This is a genomic window from Megasphaera vaginalis (ex Bordigoni et al. 2020), from assembly GCF_900240295.1.
GTDB lineage: Bacteria > Bacillota > Negativicutes > Veillonellales > Megasphaeraceae > Megasphaera > Megasphaera vaginalis.
The window spans coordinates 88,136-109,847 of record NZ_OEQB01000001.1 but is presented as its reverse complement, the minus strand read 5'-3'; the positions used below and the strand labels follow the sequence as shown (position 1 = coordinate 109,847).

Sequence of the window (21,712 nt, the reverse complement as noted above, 5' to 3'; positions counted from 1 at the left end):
ATGGAATTACTTGCGCCGGCAGGTAATATGGATAAATTGAAGGCGGCTTTTTTATATGGCGCAGATGCCGTGTATTTAGGGGGTACCTCTTTCGGCCTGCGTGCTTTCAGCGATAATTTTTCACGAGATGAACTGAAAGAGGCCGTTTTATATGCCCATGAACGTGACAAGAAAATTTATGTGACCGTCAATATTTTTCCGCATAATGATGATTTGGATGATTTACCCGACTATTTGCGATATTTGCGGGAGATTGACGTTGACGCCGTATTGGTTGCCGATGCCGGCGTGTTCATGATGGCCCGTCAGCTTATTCCTGATATGGCGATTCATATTTCTACGCAGGCTAATACGACTAATTGGGCCGCGGCAAAGTTCTGGCACGATCACGGCGCCGAGCGCATCGTAGTTGCCAGAGAGATTTCTCTGGCAGATGTCAAAAAGATTCATGACAGCGTTCCCATAGCTTTGGAGGGCTTTGTTCACGGCGCCATGTGCATTTCGTATTCAGGGCGCTGTTTGTTGAGCAACTATTTTACGGCCAATGATCGGGATTCCAATCGCGGAGAGTGTGTGCAGTGCTGTCGTTTCACCTACAATGTCGTCGAAGAAAAGCGGCCGGGAAGGTATTTTCCCGTTGTTGAAGATGAGCGGGGCACGTATATCTTCAATTCCAAAGATCTCTGCCTGTTGCCATACCTTCCCGAACTTTACGCTGCCGGGCTGAGCAGTTTGAAAATAGAGGGCCGCATGAAGAGTGTCCACTATGTGGCCACTGTCGTCAAAGTATACCGTGACGCGATTGATGCTTACGAAGCGGATCCGGATCATTACCGTGTCGATCCGGCCTGGCTTGCGGAACTGGAAAAAATTTCTCACCGGCCGTACACGAAAGGCTTTTCCGTTTCCAGACCGACAGCGGCCGATCAGGTATACGGCAGTTCCGGGACTATGCAGACCTATGATTTTATCGGATTGGTAAAGCGGTATGATCCGTTGCGGAAGATTGCCTACGTAGAACAGCGGAATCATTTCAAAGTCGGTGATGAAGTGGAGTTTTTGCAGCCGAAAGGACCTGTCATTACACATCGGATCGAAAGAATGGAAGACGCCGCCGGAAATCCTGTCGCCGCCGCGCCGCATCCCCAGGAAGAAATCGGTATTTATATTGAAGAGCCCCTTCAGGCGCAGGCTATGATGCGACGTGAGGTGAAGCGGCGTGCTTGACAAAGATTGGGTATATTTCCGCGTCGATCCGGCTGCCATGACGTTGGTGACGAGACTGATGGAGGGGTTCGCACATCTCGGTGTCGTTACGGCCTGGGACGGCAGAGCCGGTATCGGTTTTGTCAGAACGACACGGGATACGGCGCCGCTGGCAAGAGAAATTTTGGCTGCCGTGCCGTTGCGAGTGGAGTTTATTCCTTACGAGATTATTACAAAGAGCGCAGAAGGAAAAACTATTAGGAAATAGAGAGAAAAGCCTTTTACTTTACGGTAAAAAAGGCTTTTTTTGTTATTGGAAAAAGAAAAGAGAAAATATTATTAATTTCATGTGCCGTTGTGCTGTAGGCTTTTTACGTATGATGTCGTATAATAAATATAATTATTGATTCTAAAGTATGGAGCCGGATTGTTTGAGGTGTCAGCAGTGTTGGTACATGTATCCTGAATCATGCCGGACATCCTTTCGCAAAGGAGGATATGCTATGAAGAAATCAAATTGTTTGGCAATGATTCTTGCCGGCGGTAAAGGCAGCCGTCTGGGCGCATTGACGAAAGATCAGGCAAAGCCGGGTCTGCTGTTTGGCGGTAAGTACCGGATTATTGATTTTCCTCTCAGCAATTGCCGCCATTCGGGAATTCACACTGTCGGTATTTTGACGCAGTATCAGCCGCTGGAATTGAATTGGTACGTCGGCAACGGCGGCTCGTGGGACCTGGATTCGGACGGCGGCGGCACCTTCGTTCTGCCGCCATATACGAGCGATAACGGCTCGGGCTGGTACAGCGGCACTGCCGACGCCATTTATCAAAATATGAATTTCATTGACATGATCGGCGACGATTACGTGTTGATCCTTTCCGGTGATCATATTTATTCAATGGATTATGCGAAGATGCTGGCTTTTCACAAAAAGCACGGCGCTGCCGTCACGATCGGCACGATTCGCGTTCCGTGGGATGAAGCGAATCGTTTCGGCATCATGGTCGCTGCCGACGATATGCGGATCCACAAGTTTCAGGAGAAGCCGCAAAAACCGGAAAGCAATCTGGCTTCCATGGGAATTTATATTTTCAACCGCAATGTTTTGAAGAAATATTTGACTGCCGATGCGAGAAATAAAGAGTCGGAACATGATTTCGGCAAAAATGTCATTCCGGCCATGTTGGCGGATAACGTGGAGCTTTACGCCTATCCCTTTGAAGGATACTGGAAGGATGTCGGCACGATCGACAGTCTCTGGCAAGCCAATATGGACCTTCTTGCCGACGAACCGCTGCTCAATTTGAACGATCCTCATTGGCGCATTTATTCCGGCAATCAGAATCTGCCGCCTCATTTCATCGGACCGGAAGGCAGCGTTAAGAGTTCATTGATTGCCGAAGGCTCCTCCGTTTTCGGCGCCGTCGTCAATTCCGTTATTTTCTATAATGTCGTTATCGGCAAAGGTGCGCGCATAACCAATTCCGTTATTATGCCCGGAACGGTCGTACAGGAAAACGCCGTCGTCGACAAGGCGATCATCGGCGAGCGCTGCACGATTTACAAGAATGCCGTTATTCACAATGAAGACGGCTCCGTTGCGGTTATGGGCAGAAAAGAAGAGGCGAAGAAAACGTGTAAAGGGGGAGCGGAAGCATGAGCAGCGATATGATAGGCTTGATCAATTTGGAAAGTGACAGTTCGTTGCGGGAATTGAATGAAGAACGTCCGTTGGCTACGGTGCCGATAGGAGGAAAGTTTCGCCTTATCGACTTTACCCTTTCCAATCTGGTTAATGCGGGGATCAACAATGTCGGCATTTTGCTGCCGCTCCAGGCGCGTTCCATTCTGGATCATGTCCGCTCCGGCAGAGAGTGGGGATTGGCCCGTAAAGGGGACGGACTTTTCTATTTGCCTGTAGATTGGAAAGATGTAAATAATCCGGTGGAAGGAGATATTCGGCTTTATTATAAGAATCTGCTTTTTGTTTCACATTCGTCGAAACCGTATATATTGCTGACCGGCGGCGATATGGTCCAGAATATCGATTATGATGAAGTCCTGCATTTTCATCGTCGTCATAATGCCGATGTGACCATGATCTATCAGAAACAGCGGGAAGCTTTCAACGGAGAGGCCCATGTCCTTCAGGTCAATGAACAAAATAAGGTCGTCGGTATTTATGCCAAAGCTGCCGTTGCCGCCGGTGATAATATGTATCAGCGCGGCATTTTGATCGATTCCGCCGTATTCCAGCAATGTATTCGCAAGGCCTACGGTAAAGGATATCATTACTTTATCAGCGATGTTTTACAGCGAAATATCGACAGACTTCGTGTTTTCGGCTATCCTTACGAGGGGTATGCCAAACGGGTTAGTTCCATTGAATCGTATTACCAGGTGAATATGGATCTGCTGGATCACGATACGTGGCGGAAGATGTTTCAGCAGTATCAACGGCATATTTATACAAAGATCAAGGACGTAACGCCTGCAAAGTACATGGAAGAATCTTCGGTTTGCCATTCTTTGGTAGCCAACGGCTGCATCATCGAAGGGCGCGTGGAAAATTCCATCATTTTCCGCAAGGTTCATATCGGCAGGAATGCTGTCGTTCGCAACAGTATCATCATGCAGCATTCCGTTATCGGCGACGATGCGCAAATGGATTATGTCATCTGCGATAAAGATGCCCTTATTCAGCCTGAAGCGACGCTGTCGGGAACCCAGGGGCATCCGATGTGCATCGGCAAATGCAGGGTCATTTAAAAAGGGGATTGGAAAGAGAAATGAAAACATGGCATACAAAGGAAGAATTCAAGTCGGCGTTTACTAAAAAGGCAGGCATACTCTATGATAAGGAACTCCACGATCTGACACGCAGCGAGGTATATCAGATCATAGCGTACATGGTCCGCGATTTGGTAAGTGACAATTGGATACGGACGAATAAGGCCTATGTTGAAAAAAAGACGAAACAAATTTATTATTTTTCCATCGAATTCCTTTTAGGCCGGTTGTTGGAATCGAACCTGATCGGCGTTGACGGGGAAGCCGTTTGCCGGGAAGGGCTGCGGGATCTGGGCTGGGAATTGGCGGATATCCTGCCGGAAGAACGGGATCCCGGTCTCGGTAACGGCGGTCTCGGCAGATTGGCGGCTTGCTTTATCGATTCGTTGGCGGCGCTGCAAATGCCGGGGCACGGCTGCAGTTTGCGGTATCAATACGGCCTTTTCAAACAGAAAATGGTTGACGATTATCAAGTAGAGTTGCCGGATAATTGGCTGGTCAACGGGTTTCCCTGGGAAGTAAAACGGGCTGATAAGGCCGTTCATGTCGCTTTTTGCGGCAATGCCTATATGCGTCCTGCCGACAACGGCGAATTGGAATGCGTCTATGAAGGCGCGTCCTACGTTCGCGCCGTGCCGTACGATGTGCCGATTATCGGTTATCGCAATAACACGGTCAATACGCTCCGGCTCTGGCGCGCAGAATATTCCCGCGACGATGTGTATCGCGAATTATCCTTAGGCGACCGCCATCAGGCCTTTCTGTACAAAGACAGCGTGCAACGCATTTCCCGCTTTCTTTACCCCGATGACAGTACGGAAGACGGACGGCGGTTGCGCCTGATGCAGGAATATTTTATGGTGTCCGCCGGAGTTCAGAGTATTATCCGCCATTATAAAAAGAAATACAAAGCGCCACTTACCGCTTTTGCCGATTATATGGGCATCCATATCAATGATACGCACCCGGCTCTTGTTATTCCTGAACTGATGCGAATTTTTATGGATGAAGAAGGGCTTTCGTGGAATCAGGCCTGGCAGATTACGGTACGCACCGTAGCCTATACGAATCATACCGTTTTGCCGGAAGCCTTGGAACGTTGGTCCATTCCCATGTTCAAATCACTGTTGCCGCGCATCTATTTGATCCTTGAAGAACTGAACGAGCGCTGGCTGAAGAAGGTTCGGACTCTTTACCCGGGCGATGAGGGAAAGGCGCGTGATGTGGCGGTCCTCTGGGGAGGTCAAGTTCACATGGCGCATTTGGCCGTCTTGGGGAGTCACAGCACGAACGGTGTGGCCGAAATTCACTCGCAGATTTTGAAGGATTCAACGCTGCATCAACTTTATACTTGCTTTCCGTCACGTTTCGGCAATAAGACGAACGGCATTTCCCACCGCCGCTGGCTGATACAGGCTAATCCGCAACTGGCGGCGCTCCTTGATGATACGATCGGTACGGATTGGCACGGCAGCCCCGAACGGCTGGAGGAGTTGATGGCCTATTGTAACGACGCTTCTTTCCTTGAGCGTTTGGACGGAGTCAAACGGGAGCGGAAGCGTATTCTGTGCAGCTATTTGTTGAAGCAATATGGGGTATCTGTCGATGTCGATTCGATTTTTGACGTACAGATCAAGCGGATTCACCTCTATAAGCGTCAGCTTTTGAATATTCTGCATATTCTGCATCTTTACCGTCGTCTGAAAGAAGATCCGTCTCTTGTTATCGCGCCGCGGACCTATTTCTTCGGCGGTAAGGCTGCAGCCAGCTACGATGAAGCCAAGCAGACGATTCGCCTGATCAGCATCGTGTCCCGTATGATCAATGACGACCGACGCATCAGCAAGATGCTGCGCGTCATGTTTCTCGAAAACTATAATGTTTCTCTCGGGCAGATTCTTTTCCCGGCAGCCGATGTGAGCGAACAGATCTCCACTGCCGGCAAAGAAGCGTCGGGGACGGGAAATATGAAATTCATGATGAACGGCGCTCTTACCTTGGGCACGATGGATGGCGCCAATATAGAGATCCTCCGTCGTGTCGGCGATGAGAACTGCGTCATTTTCGGACTTCGGGCCGACGCGGTCATGAATTACTATATTCATGGCGGATATTCGTCTTGGGAAGTGTACAGCAGCGATGAAAACATACGGAAGGTGATGGATTCCCTTATTAACGGTTCCATCGGGGACCATGAGATCTTCGGTATGCTTTACGAATCTCTTCTTGATCGAAACGACGAATATTTCGTGCTTAAGGATTTTGAAGCCTATTGCGGCGGACAACGGGAGATCGTGCGCCGGTACAAAAATCGACGGAGCTGGCTGCATTCCAGCGCCGTCAACATCGCTCAATCGGGGTATTTTTCCAGCGACAGGACGATTCGACAATATGCCGCCGACATTTGGCATATTCAGGGTGTGAAGGTTTGATTCATAAGGAGGCCAGACAATGAAAATCAGTGCTGTTGATGCGTATAGTACCTATCTCTATCATCAAGGGACGAATTACAGCAGTTATCGCCTCTTTGGCGCCCATTTTACGGTTTTGAAGCACAAAGGGTGCGTTCGTTTCGCTCTTTGGGCGCCGCATGCGGCGCAGGTCAGCGTTGTCGGCGATTTTAACAACTGGGATCCGGCCGCATCGCCGATGGTTCGCAGTGAGCAGGGGAACGGTATTTGGATCGCTTATCTTGAAGGACTTCAGGAAGGCGATATCTATAAATATGCCGTGACGACGAAGGACGGGCAAGTTGTTTTGAAGAGCGACCCTTACGCTTTTGCTTCGGAGGTGCGCCCGAATACGGCTTCAAAACTGACCAAGCTTCATTATACATGGCATGATAAAAAATGGCTTGAAAGCCGCAGTACGTATGATTCATACAAGCGGCCGATGTTGACGTACGAGGTGCATCTCGGTTCATGGCGCCGCAATGCGGACGGCGGCATGTTGACGTACCGTGAGCTGGCGGAACAGCTGGTCGCCTACGTTAGCAATATGCATTATACACATATTGAAATCCTACCTCTCTGCGAATATCCCTACGACGGGTCCTGGGGGTATCAGGCGACGGGGTATTTTTCCGCGACGAGCCGTTACGGTACTCCGGAAGAACTGATGTATCTCATCGATTCCTGCCACCGCAGCGGTATCGGCGTTATTCTTGATTGGGTTCCCGGCCATTTTTGCCGTGACGAACACGGCTTGCGGCATTTTGACGGCGAACCTTGCTATGAGTCGGGCAATCAGACGCTGGCGGAAAATCGGGAATGGGATACGATGAATTTTGATTACGGCCGGACTGAAGTGCGGTCATTCCTGATTTCGAGCGCATTATTCTGGTTTTCCCAATTTCACATCGACGGTCTCCGCATCGATGCCGTAGCCAACATGCTTTACTTGGACTACGGTCATAAAGACGGCGGCTGGCAGGCCAATAAGTATGGCGGTCGGGAGAATTTGGAAGCCGTCGCTTTTCTGCGGCAGTTGAATACGGCCGTATTTAAAGAATATCCGCACGCGTTGATGATTGCCGAGGAATCTTCCGCCTGGCCGCTGGTCACGAAACCGGTCGAAGTAGGTGGTTTGGGATTTAACTATAAGTGGAATATGGGCTGGATGAACGATATGCTGCAATACATGTCGCTCGATCCGCTTTTCCGCAAGGAAAACCATAACCTGATCACTTTTTCTCTTTGTTATGCCTTTTCCGAAAATTTTATCCTGCCCTTGTCCCATGATGAAGTTGTGCACGGCAAGAAGTCGCTTTTGGATAAAATGCCGGGAGATTATTGGCGAAAATTCGCCGGACTTCGCGCATTCTACGGGTATTGGATGGCGCATCCCGGCAAAAAGCTTCTCTTTATGGGCAGCGATTACGGGCAGTTTATAGAATGGAAATATGACGACAGTCTCGATTGGCATCTCCTGGAATATCCCATGCATAAAGGCATGCACGATTACGTGCGGGAATTGAACGCCTATTATTTGGACAACCGTGAACTATGGGAAGAGGATTGCGATTGGGACGGATTTTCCTGGATCAGCTGTGATGATTGCGATAACAGCGCCGTTGCTTTTTACAGAGCCGGCGACGAAGCGGGGCTGACTGTCGTTCTCTGCAATTTTACGCCTGTTGTGCGGCAGGCGTATCGCATCGGCGTGCCGCAGGCCGGTACCTATGTCGAGGTCTTTAACAGTGACGCCGATCGTTTCGGCGGGTCCAATGTCCTCAATAAAGGTGCGTTCGATACGGACCCCATTGCGCTGCACGGCATGAAACAATCGCTGGCACTGACGCTGCCGCCTTTGGCGACGATTTATCTGAAGCTGAAGGAGGACGGGGGAGAAAAAAAGGAGCAGGCAGCCCTTAGCGGCGGGGGGCGGACGAAGCGAGCGGCGTCAGGGCGCATGCGGACATCGAGAAAGGCGACAGAGACGCAAGTCGGAAAAGGGGAGGCGGCAAAGTCCGCGTCTCCCCGGCGGCGGGGAAAAACCGCAAGTTCGCAAAAAAATGTTGCGGCCCGCGGGAAAAAGGGAAAAACGGCAGATTCCCACTAAAGATGCTGCCGCAGACAAGGTACAGAGGGGAGAAAGCGTATGATGAAAGTACTATTTGCAGCATCAGAAGCCGTGCCGTTTGTCAAGACCGGCGGCCTTGCCGACGTAATGGGTGCGTTGCCCAAATCGTTGGCTGCCAGGGGAATGGATGTTCGCGTCGTTATTCCCAAGTACAGTCAGATCGGTGAAACATGGCTGAAGGAAATGAAGGAAGTCACGACAGGCACAGTCAATCTTGCGTGGCGTCAGCTTTATTACGGTGTCGAAGAAATCAGGAAAGACGGCGTAAGATTTTACTTTATTGATAATGAGCAATATTTCAAGCGTGATAAGCTGTACGGATTCGGCGACGACGCTGAACGGTTCGCTTATTTTTGTCGCGCCGTGTTGGCGATGTTGCCGAAAATCGGCTTCAAGCCGGATGTCGTTCACTGTAATGATTGGCATACGGGGCTGCTGGGTGCGTTCTTGAAGGAAGATTTTATTCACGATCCCTTTTATGTGCAGATGAAGGTTATTTACACCATCCACAATTTGAAATATCAAGGGATCTTTGATCCCTTTGTCATGAATGATGTGATCGGTCTGCCGTATGCGCTTTTCAGCGGCGGCAAACTGGAATGTGACGGCGCGGTAAATTACATGAAGTCGGGCATGGTCTATGCTGACCAGATCACGACGGTCAGCCCGACGTATGCCGAAGAAATCACGTATCCTTATTTCGGAGAACGGCTTGACAGTTATATCCGTACTTGCAAGGCGCGGCTGACCGGGATTATCAACGGTCTTGATGAGGATATGTACGATCCGGAGAATGACGAATTCATTCCCGTGCAATATACGCCGGCGACGCTGCAAAGCGGCAAGCGCGGCAACAAGCAGCGGCTGCAGCGGGAACTCGGTCTGCCGGAGCGGAATGTGCCGCTTTTTGCCATCGTCACCAGGCTCATTGAAGATAAGGGAATGGATTTGGTTTTGCGTATCATTGATGAACTGCTGAGTGAAGACATTCAATTCGTTCTCGTCGGTACCGGTGACAGCGCTTATGAAAATGCCTTTCGCCAGGCGGCGCAGCGTCATCCGACGAAGATGGCCGTCCGCATCCTCTTCCATGAAGCGCTGGCTCACCGAGTCTATGCGGCCGCCGACTTTTTTCTCATGCCGTCGCGCTATGAACCGTGCGGCCTGAGCCAGCTTATTGCTTTGAAGTACGGTACCGTTCCCATCGTTCGTGAGACAGGCGGGCTGAAGGATACGGTCATTCCCTTCGATAAGTATACGGGGAAGGGAAACGGGTTGTCGTTTCTGAACTTTAATGCCCATGAACTTCTCTTCACGGCCAAGCAGGGGTTAGGCTATTATGAGGTGCCCGTTATTTGGGAACAGCTGGTCAAAAATGCCGCTGCCAGTGATTACGGCTGGCAGCGTTCAGCTGCCGCATACGCCGCATTGTATGAAAAGGTTTCGGAAAATTGAAGTTGTGAAAAATCCCCTGCGCGACGGCCTGTTGCTGCAGGGGATTTTACAAAGAGGAGATGGCTATGGATACGGTTTTTTATCATGATTCATGGAACAGCGGCTGCCGACATCCTTTCGGCGCCGTGCCGACGGCAGGCAGGGTGCGTATCAGGCTGGAGGCAAAAGGCGGTGAAACGGCGACGGTGACGCTGCGGCTTTGGCAGAGTAACGGCGGTGAAAAGCTGGTGCCGATGGCCTTTGACGGTAGCGGGTATGGCTGTATGCTGACTGTGCCGGAGAGAGGTTGCCTCCTGTGGTATTATTTTGTGATCGAAGCCGGCGGCGATCGTTTCTACTACGGCAATAATCGTGATAATCTTGGCGGCGTCGGCGAACTTCGGAAGGAGCCGCCGCCGTCTTATCAGATTACCGTTTATGACCGGCAAATGAAAACGCCCGACTGGTTTAAAAACACGATTGTTTATCAGATCTTTCCCGATCGGTTTTGTCGCGGCCATGATCCTGCAGTCCGACTTCAAGGGAAAAAAGGCGCCGTCATACATAGTGATTGGCATGACCGCCCCTATTACTGTAAGGATGAAAAGGGGGCCATCGTTTATTATGATTTTTTCGGCGGCAACCTGGCGGGAATGGAAGAAAAACTCACGTATTTACAAGAACTGGGCATCGGTGCGATTTATTTGAATCCCGTTTTCGAAAGTGCCAGCAATCATCGTTACGGTACCGGCGATTATTACAATATCGATCCTTTCTTGGGGACCAATGAAGGATTTGCCGCCTTTTGCGCCGCCGCCGGCGCAAAGGGAATCCGCATTATTCTTGACGGCGTTTTCAGCCATACCGGCGCCGATAGCCGCTATTTCAACCGCTTCGGCACCTACGAAAGCGTCGGTGCGTTTCAATCGCAGGCGTCGCCGTATTATGACTGGTACCGCTTTAAGAACTATCCCGACGAATATGAATCCTGGTGGGGTGTCGATGATCTGCCGAACGTTAACGAGACGGCACCGTCTTACCTGGATTTTATTATCCGCAATGACGACAGCGTGCTGAAACATTGGCTCCGTCAAGGCGTCAGCGGTTGGCGGCTCGATGTTATCGACGAATTGCCGGAGACGTTTTTGCGCGATTTTTATAAGACGTTGAAGGCAACGGATCCGGAAGCGGTGCTGATCGGCGAAGTCTGGGAAGATGCGTCGAATAAGATCAGCTACGGGGAACAACGGGAGTACCTTTGCGGGTATGATATCGACAGCGCCATGAACTATGTCTTGCGGCGAATGTTTATCGATTTCGTAAACGGTGTGCGCAACGCTGCGGAAACGGCGGCGCAATATATGCACCTTACGGAAAACTATCCTCCCGAACACACCTACGCCATGCTGAACCTCATCGGCAGTCATGACGTGGAGCGCATCCTTTCCGTCTTGGGCGGCACGGAAACCGATACGGCGGTGGCCAAGAAAAAGCTCCGCCTGCTGTCGGCCTGGCAGATGACCTTGCCCGGCGTTCCGTCCATTTACTACGGTGATGAAGCCGGTCTTTTGGGCGGTAAAGATCCCGATAACCGCCGGACGTATCCTTGGGGACAGGAAGATGCGGAACTACTGTCATGGACAAAAACGCTGACGGCTCTGCGCAACGACCTTGCCTGCCTGCGGACCGGCCGATACTTGCCGCTATATGGAACAGGCGATGTGCTGGTCTATGCCAGAGCCATTGAAGGCGGCAGGGATGTATTCGGTAATATTGCGGCTGACGGTCTTTGTGTCGTTGCCCTCAATCGCAGTACGAGGGAAGAACACACGGTAACGGTTCATACCGACGGGCTGATCGGCGGTACGCTGCGTTCACTGACGGGTGCCGGTCTTATTGTGGAAACGGTAAACGGCGCCTTTACCCTGACCTTGGCGCCGCTGTCCGCCGTCATCCTCCGGGGAGAAGAGAGCCGGCGGAAACGCTGCGGCGTGCTGCTCCAGCCGACTTCGCTTCCGGCAATATGCGGCAGCGGCACGTTGGGGCAGGAAGCCGTTGCTTTCGTCGATTTTTTGGCAGCAGGCAAGCAATCGGTATGGCAGATCCTGCCGCTGACACCGCCACTTGACGGCGATTCGCCGTATTTCAGCCGTTCGGCTTTTGCCGTCAACGAGCGGCTCATTTCCCTCGAGGTCTTGCGGGACTGGGGTTGGATATCGTCTCGGGATCTGGCTGCTTTTTACGAACGCGCCGCCGGCGGCGGTGACGTGCAGGCGGCAAAAGACGGGCTGTTGCAGACTTTGCCTGCCCTTTCGGCGTTGTCTGGGGAACGGCGCGACGTGGAAACGTTCTGTGAAGCCAACGCCTATTGGCTTGACGATTACGCCGTTTTTGTCGCCGTCGCCGATCACTTCGGCACAACTGACTGGACGCAATGGCCGGACGATATTCGCCGCCATCAGGCTGCCGCCGTCAAATACTGGAGCGGTAAACTGCATGCCGGCGTCGCGCGCGTACGCCTGCTGCAATATGCAGTCCACAGACAATGGGCCGATGTCCATCGGTATGCGCGGCAAAAAGGAATTGTCGTGCTAGGTGATATGCCCATGTTCGTCGCCCATGACAGTGCCGACTGTTGGGCGCATCAAGAGTTTTTTCAGCTTGCTGAAAACGGCCGGCCCGCCGCCGTTGCCGGCGTACCTCCCGACTATTTCAGCGCCGACGGACAACTTTGGGGCAATCCGCTCTACGATTACGAAAAGATGGCGGCTGACGGCTACGAATGGTGGGTGCGGCGTTTTGCCAAGGCCTTGGCAGATGTCGACGAGATCCGCGTCGATCATTTTCGCGGTTTCGCCGCGTACTGGTCTGTTCCGGCCGGTGCGAAAACGGCTGCCGCCGGGAAATGGCGGACAGGGCCGGGAGGACATCTTTTTGCTGCCGTACGGCAGCGGCTCGGGGACTTGCCGTTGGTTGCGGAAGACTTGGGAAGCATTACGGACGATGTCTGCCGGTTGAAGAATGAATTGGCCTTGCCGGGAATGAGGGTTCTCCACTTCCATGGCAAGGAACGGACCGACAGGCGGTTCAGCTTCGATACGGAAGCCCGTTGTCTGGCTTACACGGGAACGCATGACAACAATACGACCTTGGGTTGGTATCATGATGACTTGGATGAGAACGGTCGCCGGCGTCTGCGGGAGGCTCTCGGCTGCGCCGCCGACGTTACCGATGATGCTTTGATGGATGCGATCCTGGCATACCTTTACAGCCGGCGCGCCGAAACGGTCATTGTGCCGTTGCAGGATATACTGTCGCTCGGCAGCGAGGCTCGTATGAACAGGCCGGGTATTGTCGGCGGCAATTGGTGCTGGCAACTCGCATCGGCTGCGGCTTACAGACCGTATTCCGGTAAATTGGCCGCCCTGGCTTACCGCTACGGCCGGGTAAACGCTGAGGACTGACAAACGCTTTGTTTCGCCTTGTGAAAGACGGCGCCTCTTGCAGGGAGTCGTCTTTTTTTGTCGAATACATTAAGATAAAGAGGCAAAGAAGGCAGGTGATCTTTTGTATATCCAATACATGCGCATTAAAAATTACCGCAATTTTGAAGATGTGGAAATGACTTTTCATCGAAGGGCAAATTATCTGGTCGGAGAAAATGCCATCGGCAAGAGCGGATTTTTGCGGCTCTTGTCACTTCTCAGCGGCGGCGCGGTAATTACGGAACAAGATTATCGCGACGCGGCAAAACCGATCGTCATTTATTGTTCTCTGCGACTCTTGGAGAATGAGACGGAATACTTTGCCGACTCGCCGGCGCATCATCGACAGGAAATCATTATTCGTCTTGAAAAAAGAGTTGATGAACTCTTTCCCCGTCTTTATGACGAGTCGACGGGAGAACGACTGTCTATTGACAGCATTCGCCGTGTTCGTTACGTTTCCAATGAGCCGGCGCATGATTGTGAAGATGACGTTCCGGCCCGTGTTTATCGAGAACTGGAAGAGCTTCTCTGCACGTATGGACAAATGGATCTGGGCGCCTTGACGCCGGAGATCAAAGAGTTTATCAGACACGAAGAAGAAGTCGGAGCCTATGATTCCGCTTATTATATCGATATTTTCATCCTTTCCCATCTCTTCAGCCGTGAAGACCTGCCGCGGGCCGACAATATCAAATTTATTTCTCTAGTAGCGCTGAAGCTTCTTACGCAGATTTACATGATGGCGAAAAGCCGCGCCGTGCCGTTGGAGCATACGCTTATCGTAGACGCCGGCGGCCGTCGGTTTTTACCCCTCTTCGTTTCCTTCGATGAACCGGAAGTGCATCTCCATCCGTATATGCAGCGCGGGGTTCTGCAATATCTGAAGAGCATACTGAATAATGAAGACGAGGTTTTTACGGCATTGCTGAAAGGCCTTTTCGGTATTGACGGGTTACGCGGGCAGATCTTTGTCGTTACCCATTCCACGGATTCGCTGGTTGACGACTACCGGAATATCATCCGTTTCTACCGCGCCTCCCATTCGCCGGTTCAGGCTGCCTGCGGCGCAACCTTTCATTTTGACGGCGAATTGGAAAAACATCTGATCATGCATTTTCCGGAAGTGAAAGAAGCACTTTATTCAAGGAGCGTCATCATCGTGGAAGGAGAAAGCGAATACGGCTGTTTCCGGCTGTTTGGCGAGACCTTGGGGATTCCTTTCGATTATTACGGCATTTGCCTGATCAATGCCAGAGGGGAAAGTTCCATCAGCAAGATCAGAAAACTGCTCCGCTATTTCAAAATACCTACGGTGTCCTTGTACGATGCCGATGTTAAAGGAAACAAGGAAGCGGAGAAATACGTTTTTTTTACCGATGAGATCTGCTTTGAAATGGATATCGTCAAGACCTTGCTGCAGCAGGATAAAAGAAAACTGCTCAATGCCATTACCGACAGTGCTGTCGGCGAGCATGCGAGAGCGACGGCGGATATGTTGAAAAAGGCCTGCCGCAAGCTTAATCTGAATTATCACGACTACCCGCCGCGGCTGCTGTGGAATGTCAATCCCCGCAACACGGCTCAGCAGGAGGTGTATTATTTTGCCTGGCTTTACAGCAACAAGGGCGTTATCCTGGGCAGGGTTATCGGCCAGTTGTTGGGGCGTCGGGAGATACCGCCGTCTTTTGTGCGAATTATTCGTGCCGCCGGTTATTTGGCAAAGGTGACGGGCCGATAGGAAGCGACGATGCAGGTCGTTTCATTTTACAGAAAACTGACATAAAAATCCCTTTTTTTATACGAATGGCCGGTATACTCAATAGTAAAGTTACGTACAAAGAAAGGGGATTTTTATGTCAGCTACGATGAATCGCAAATCTGTATTTTGCAAGGCTGCCGCGGCAGTCTGCGCCGTTTCCGCTTTGATGGCCTTTAACTGCTTTGCCGTTCTGGCCGCGCCGCCTGAAGCGATGACGGCGGATACGGTTGCTATGGCGAGTGTAAAGGTGAAAGAAGTAACGAGCCCGCATCTTGAACCGAGCGTTAAAACGGCACTGAATGCGTTTTTGAAAACGTACGGGAATACGTCGCCTGATTACCGCATAGAAAACCGTCCGTATGCCGTTTTCGACTTTGACAATACGACGTCGGTTATGGACGTTGAAGAACAGTTGATGATCTGGCAGCTTGACCATCTGGCCTTTGCCGTTGCGCCGGAAAAGATGGAAGACGTGTTGAAAACGGGAATCCCTGCGGCAAAACTTGATTTGACTTACGGCGCTGACGACGGTTCCGGCAAAAAGGTTTCCATTCGCAGCGCCATTGCCGATGCGGCGAAAGCATACGGCGAGTTGTATGCCGGCGGGTACGTTTCCGTCGCCGGCAGGGAGCAGCCTGCAAGTGTCCGTCGAAGCGGCTCCTATCAGGAGTTTGCAGCAAAGATGCGTTGGCTCTATGATGCTATCGGCGAAACGATGGACGCTTCCGTGTCTTACCCGTGGGTAACGTATTGGTTTACCGGCATGACGCCGGAACAGGTACATGCATTGGCGTATCAGTGCGACAGCTATTATGGGGATCCCGCCAAGGGGCAGACTTGGACCAAAGGCGCTTATGCCAGCCCGAAGGACTACGTGTCGGCGGCAGGTCCCGTAACGGTCTCCTTCAAGCAGGGGATCACGGTAACGCCCGAAATCAGGGAACTTTACGCGGCTCTCGATGCGAATGGTATCGATACGTGGATCAACTCGGCGTCTCCCTTGGATGTCGTTCGGGCCGCAGTCGATTATTTCCGCATTCCCGGCGTTGACGGCATCGTGGCCATGACGAACAAAAAAGACGAGCAGGGCCGCTATATCAATGCTTACGATTACGATCTTCACGCTCAGACACAGGGGGTCGGCAAGGCGGAAACCATCGATTCCGTTATTCGTCCGCTTTATCACGGCAGAGGTCCCGCTTTTGCCGCCATGGATTCGCAAGGCGACTTTAACTTCTGCACGGAATACAAGGACACGAAGTTGGTACTGGTCCTCAACCGCAAACGCAGTGACGATGCCGCTCTTTGCGCCGCAGCCGCGCTTTGGCAGAAGGAAAAAGGCATTGGACTGGTGGCGGCCGGCGAGCAGGGCGATACGCTCTACGTGTTGCAAGGGCGCAATGAAAATACCGGATCGTTGTGGGCTACAGAGGAAACGCGCCTCTTAGGAAAAAAAGAAAATGCCGGTCTGTCCGACAAGGGGAAGGCGGCGCTCCAGGAGTTGCGGCAGGGAAAATCGATTCGTGACATGCTGCATGATAAGACGAAGCTTTCCGCATACGGCGGATATAAGTCCCGTTAGGTCATACGGTCGGAGCTGCAAGACAGTGAGAAACTGCCTTGCAGCTTTTTTGTATGATTTGTTTTTTCCGCAGGAATACGGTATCATATACTGTTGTACAGTAGTTACGGATGAAGTGAAAATCAGTGAAAAAGGAGGCGGGCAGGGTGAAACTTTTTATTGCGGAAAAACCGAGTATGGCCAGAGAACTTGCCAAATGTCTGCCTCCGCCGCAGCAGCGCGGCAACGGCTTTATCAGAACCGGCGGCGGTGTCGTTACCTGGGCTTACGGTCATGTTTTGCAGCAGGCGGAACCGCATGAGTATGATAGCAGGTACAAGACGTGGCGCACCGAGGATCTGCCTATCGTTCCCGACCGGTGGAAACTTATCGTCAGCCCTGCCAGCAAAGAGCAGTTCGCGATTATCTGCGAGCTAATAGGTGCTGCCGATACGATCGTTAACGCCGGAGACCCTGATCGGGAAGGTCAATTGCTCATCGACGAGATCCTTGATTACGTCGGTAATGCGAAGCCGGTGGAACGGCTTTTGTTGAATGCGCTGGATGAAAAAAGCATTCATGAGGCCTTGGCAACAATGCGGGACAACCGGGACTTCGCGCCGCTTCGCGATTCCGCATTGGCGCGCAGCCGCGCCGACTGGCTCATGGGCATGAATTTATCCCGTGCGTATACGTTGGCGGCACGCCGCCAGGGCCATCGGGGCGTGTTTCCCATCGGCCGTGTAAAGACGCCTACGTTGGCGCTTGTCGTGCGGCGTCAGCGGGAACTGGATGACTTCAGGCCCGTCACGTATTATCTTGTCAAAGCCGTCTTTGCACATGAAAACGGCACATTGACAGCGCAGTGGCAACCTAAGGATACGCAGTCCGGACTCGATCCGGAAGGCCGCTGCCTTGACAGCCGTATCGGTAAAGAACTGTTGCGGCGCCTTGCCGAGGCTCCTGACGGCGTCGTCTCGGAACGGAAAAAAACGAAAAAACGGGAATCGCAGCGCCTTCCCCTGTCGCTGTCTACGTTGCAGGTTCTGGCAGGCAAACGCTATGGCTACAGTCCGCAGCAGGTATTGGATACGGCGCAGCGATTATATGAACGGAAACTGACGACATATCCCCGGTCGGATTGCGAATATTTGCCGGTTAATCAGCAAAAAGATGTACCGGTCATTTTAGCAAATCTGCAGAAGACGGGGCAGGAGCAGCTGTCGGCCTGGGCGGTCGGCGGTGACGGCAAGATCAGAAGTCGGGCCTGGAATGACGGTAAAATTACGGCCCACCATGCGATCATTCCGACAACGGTGCGTTGTTCCTTCGACAAATTGACGGCAACGGAGCAGCATATTTATTTTCTTGTTGCGCAAGCTTATTTGGCGCAGTTCTATCCTGTGCACGAGTATGAGCAGACGCGCATTTGCCTCACCGCTGTCGGCGAGACCTTTATTGCCCATGGCAAAACGGTAACCAATGCGGGGTGGAAGACGTTGTACGGCACTGATAAAGGGGAAGACGAAGAAGACGGTAAAGACGAACTCCCCGTTGTCAGAAAGGGAGATCATCTTACGTATCGCAGCGGCGACGTTGCCGAGAAAGCGACGAAACCGCCGCCGCGGTTTACGTCGTCAACGTTGCTGGCGGCGATGAAGGAAATCTATAAATACGTCAAAGACGATTCACTGAAACAAAAACTGAAAGAAGTGCAGGGAATCGGCACGGAGGCGACGCGGGCAACGATTATCGGCGAGCTGATTGCGCGTAAATTCCTTGTTGAAGAAGGGAAGAAGAACTATCTCCGCCCGACTGAGGCCGCGTATATATTGATCGACGCGTTGCCCGATGAAATGGTCTATCCCGATGAAACGGCGCTTTGGGAAGAGCGGCTTAATCGGATGAGTTCGGGAAATGACAACGTACAGGAATTTCTTCGCGATCAGCTGGTTTTCCTGGAGCGGCTCATCGGTCAGGCCGCCGTTCAACCCATGACAGGCGGTGCGGCCGGTACCTGTCCTGACTGCGGCAGTCCGATGGTGCTGCGGCATGGGAAATACGGCGATTTTTACGGCTGTACGGCGTATCCGCGCTGCCGCCATACGGAGCCGGCATCGGCCGATGGCGATGCGACGCGAAAAGAAGAAAACGGGTACGTTTGTCCGCGCTGCAAGACAGGTCGTTTTATCAGGCGGGACGGTCCTTACGGCGCATTTTGGTCCTGCAGTACGCCCGGCTGTCAAACGACTTGCGCCGATGTTGACGGCGTGCCGAGCCTTTACCGTCAGTAAGCATCAGTAAAAAGAGGGTCCTTCGCGGCCTTGCAGAGGGCGCGCAATCTTATTGAACGGGACCGGCATCGCCGGCAAGCGGACCGGGCCGGTTTCACGGTCGTCGGAGTTATCCGGTAAGGAGTTTACTTTGGCTAAATATCTCATGTTCCAAGGGACAAGTTCCCATGTAGGCAAGAGCATTTTGACGACTGCGTTGTGTCGCATTTTTTATCGCAGCGGTCTGCGTACAGTCCCCTTTAAAGCCCAGAATATGGCGCTGAATTCGTTTGTTACCGCCGACGGCAGGGAAATGGGCAGAGCGCAGGTGGCGCAGGCCGAAGCGGCCGGATTGGAGCCTCTTGTCGAAATGAATCCGGTCCTGTTGAAGCCGACGGGAAATGCGTCGTCACAGGTCATCATTGACGGGAAGCCGGTAGGTACAATGTCTGCCGCAGCGTATCACCGATCGTATTCGCTGAAAGCTTTTGAGGCGGTAGTTCGGGCGCTGGAAAAGCTTGATGCGGCGTATGACATGATCGTTCTTGAAGGCGCCGGCAGTCCGGCGGAGATCAATTTGAAAGATACGGATATCGTCAATATGCGTGTTGCCAGGCATTTGGGCGCTCCCGTTATCTTAGTCGCCGATATTGACCGCGGCGGTTCACTGGCGGCGCTGGTAGGCACGTTGGAACTGCTGGACCCTGCCGAACGGGACTTGGTGAAAGGGTTGGTCATCAATAAATTCCGCGGTGATATCCGTCTTTTTGAACCGGCGGTGGCCTTTTTGGAGAAGAAAACGGGTAAGCCCGTTCTCGGCGTCTTGCCCTATATTCCGGATCTCGGCATTGACGATGAAGACTCGGTATCGCTCGGCGATAAAAAGGCGGCGCCTCGAGGCGAAGGCATAAAAATTGCTGTTGTGACGACGCCGAAGATCTCTAATTTTACCGATTTTGACAGCTTGGCTTTTGAACCCGATACGGACTTGTATTATGTCGCCGATGCGACGGGGATCACTGCGGCCGATCTGATTATTTTGCCGGGCAGTAAGAATACTTCGGACGATCTGCTTTGGCTTCGCCGAAAAGGCTTGGAAAAAGCGATTTTCGACGCCTCGGCGAAAGGGATTCCCATCATCGGCATTTGCGGCGGGTATCAAATGCTGGGCCGTACGATATACGATCCTTTCCATGTCGAGACGGCGCACGCTGCCGTTGACGGCATGGGCCTGCTGCCGATGGAGACGACTCTGGCGGTCGAGAAAACGACGGCGCAGGCAACCGTATCCTGCACGGGCCTTCGTTTTGCCGGCGGCGTGTTGACGGCGCCGCTCCTTTCGGGGTATGAAATTCATATGGGGCGTACGGACTATGGAGACGGCGATACGCCGCTGACCGTGATTTCACGCTCCGGAATTCCTTGTTCGGCGCCGATCGGATCCGGTACGGCCGACGGTTCGGTCTGGGGAACGTATTTGCACGGGATTTTTGATAACGACATCTTTCGCCGCGAGCTTCTTAACTGCCTGCGTCGGCGGCAAGGGCTTTTGCCGCTGACGCAGGTTAGCAATTACAAGGCGGCGAAGGAGAAAAAATATGACCGGCTGGCGTCGATTGCGGCAGCGCATCTGGATCTGGAGAAGATTTGGCGGATTGTAGGTGACGATAAGGGATGATTACAACATTAACGGCTTTTTTTATAGACTGCATTATCGGTGATCCGAAAAGCAGGTTTCATCCTGTTGCCGTCATGGGGGCGGCCATCAGTGCACTGGAACGTTTTTTTTATGGAGAAGCGCATTCCCGGTACAGCCGCTTTTTCTTTGGTTTTCTGCTTACGGCCGTTATGCTGAGCGCCGTTTTTGATCTTTTTTACGCTCTCGTCTGGGCTTTAGACACCTATACCGAGCCATCTTTTTCGGCCGTTATACAAGGGATACTGTTGAGTTTCTTTATCTGTCCCCGAGCGCTGGCTCGTGCCGGCGGCAGCGTTCGCAACAGCTTGTTGCGCCATCGTCTGACGGAAGCGCGAGCGAAACTGGCTCTTATTGTCGGCCGTGATACGGCGCAGCTGACGGAGCGGGAAACGGCGCGGGCCGCTGTGGAAACGGTCGCTGAAAATACGATCGACGGCATCGTTTCGCCGCTCTTCTTTTTCGCCCTCGGCGGCTTGCCGCTGGCGGCCGTGTACCGCGCCGTCAATACTCTTGATTCGATGATCGGTTATCGTAATGAGCGGTACCTGTACTTCGGCCGTGTCGCCGCCAGGACAGACGATGTTTTCAACCTCATTCCGGCGCGCCTGACAGGGCTGCTCCTCGTTTTTTCCGCCGCTCTTCTCGGCTTTTCCTATCGTAACGCCTGGAAGATGATGCTGCGCGATGCGTTGAAGCATCCCAGCCCGAACGGCGGTTATGCCGAAGCGGCCGTAGCCGGCGCTTTACGGATTCGGCTCGGCGGTTTCAATTCCTATTTCGGCAAGCAGTCGTTCCGGGCTTATATGGGTGATGAGCAGCAGCCTATAGGGACACGGCAGATTGCGCAGACGGTACAGCTCATGTATATGACAACGTTGCTGGCTGTCTTGCTTACGGCACTTTGCCGCGCTTTTTTATAA

General features: G+C 52.4%; 13 protein-coding genes. All 13 read left to right on the top strand.

Annotated features, from left to right (window positions below; all coding sequences use genetic code 11):
• The 13 genes from C0977_RS00480 to cbiB all read left to right on the top strand — a co-directional run bounded on the left by C0977_RS00480 (position 1) and on the right by cbiB (position 21,712).
• A complete protein-coding gene (locus C0977_RS00480; RefSeq protein ID WP_101912029.1) occupies positions 1 to 1,227 on the top strand; it encodes a peptidase U32 family protein in 1,227 nt (408 codons plus the stop codon).
• Positions 1,220 to 1,474 carry a DUF4911 domain-containing protein gene (locus C0977_RS00475; protein WP_101912028.1) on the top strand — a complete coding sequence of 85 codons (255 nt, stop codon included), beginning with the start codon at positions 1,220 to 1,222 and terminating at the stop codon, positions 1,472 to 1,474. The genes C0977_RS00480 and C0977_RS00475 overlap by 8 nt, the downstream gene beginning before the upstream one ends.
• Positions 1,475 to 1,709: 235 nt before the next feature.
• Complete coding sequence (locus C0977_RS00470) at positions 1,710 to 2,867, top strand: glucose-1-phosphate adenylyltransferase (protein ID WP_101912027.1); 1,158 nt, start codon at positions 1,710 to 1,712, stop codon at positions 2,865 to 2,867.
• Entirely contained in the window at positions 2,864 to 3,976 is a 1,113-nt protein-coding gene (gene glgD / locus C0977_RS00465) for a glucose-1-phosphate adenylyltransferase subunit GlgD (RefSeq protein WP_234987521.1), read from the top strand. Before C0977_RS00470 ends, glgD begins: the two co-directional genes overlap by 4 nt.
• A 20-nt stretch (positions 3,977 to 3,996) precedes the next feature.
• On the top strand, positions 3,997 to 6,429 hold the full coding sequence (locus C0977_RS00460; RefSeq protein ID WP_101912026.1) for a glycogen/starch/alpha-glucan phosphorylase: 2,433 nt from the start codon (positions 3,997 to 3,999) through the stop codon (positions 6,427 to 6,429).
• Positions 6,430 to 6,448: 19 nt separating this feature from the next.
• Complete coding sequence (gene glgB / locus C0977_RS00455) at positions 6,449 to 8,557, top strand: 1,4-alpha-glucan branching protein GlgB (protein ID WP_101912025.1); 2,109 nt, start codon at positions 6,449 to 6,451, stop codon at positions 8,555 to 8,557.
• A gap of 39 nt (positions 8,558 to 8,596) precedes the next feature.
• Positions 8,597 to 10,033 carry a glycogen synthase GlgA gene (gene glgA / locus C0977_RS00450; protein WP_234987520.1) on the top strand — a complete coding sequence of 479 codons (1,437 nt, stop codon included), beginning with the start codon at positions 8,597 to 8,599 and terminating at the stop codon, positions 10,031 to 10,033.
• A gap of 65 nt (positions 10,034 to 10,098) precedes the next feature.
• The gene (gene malQ / locus C0977_RS00445) at positions 10,099 to 13,476 is read left to right on the top strand and encodes a 4-alpha-glucanotransferase (protein ID WP_101912024.1); all 3,378 of its coding nucleotides are present in this window, start codon (positions 10,099 to 10,101) and stop codon (positions 13,474 to 13,476) included.
• Positions 13,477 to 13,579: 103 nt separating this feature from the next.
• Entirely contained in the window at positions 13,580 to 15,238 is a 1,659-nt protein-coding gene (locus tag C0977_RS00440; protein WP_023052972.1) for an ATP-dependent nuclease, read from the top strand.
• A 115-nt stretch (positions 15,239 to 15,353) separates the two neighbouring features.
• On the top strand, positions 15,354 to 16,841 hold the full coding sequence (locus tag C0977_RS00435; protein ID WP_101912023.1) for a haloacid dehalogenase-like hydrolase: 1,488 nt from the start codon (positions 15,354 to 15,356) through the stop codon (positions 16,839 to 16,841).
• Positions 16,842 to 16,987: 146 nt separating this feature from the next.
• A complete protein-coding gene (locus C0977_RS00430) occupies positions 16,988 to 19,114 on the top strand; it encodes a DNA topoisomerase III (protein ID WP_101912022.1) in 2,127 nt (708 codons plus the stop codon).
• Positions 19,115 to 19,244: 130 nt separating this feature from the next.
• A complete protein-coding gene (locus tag C0977_RS00425) occupies positions 19,245 to 20,771 on the top strand; it encodes a cobyric acid synthase (protein WP_101912322.1) in 1,527 nt (508 codons plus the stop codon).
• Positions 20,768 to 21,712: an adenosylcobinamide-phosphate synthase CbiB gene (cbiB, locus tag C0977_RS00420; RefSeq protein ID WP_101912021.1), complete on the top strand. Its 945-nt coding sequence runs from the start codon at positions 20,768 to 20,770 to the stop codon at positions 21,710 to 21,712. The genes C0977_RS00425 and cbiB overlap by 4 nt, the downstream gene beginning before the upstream one ends.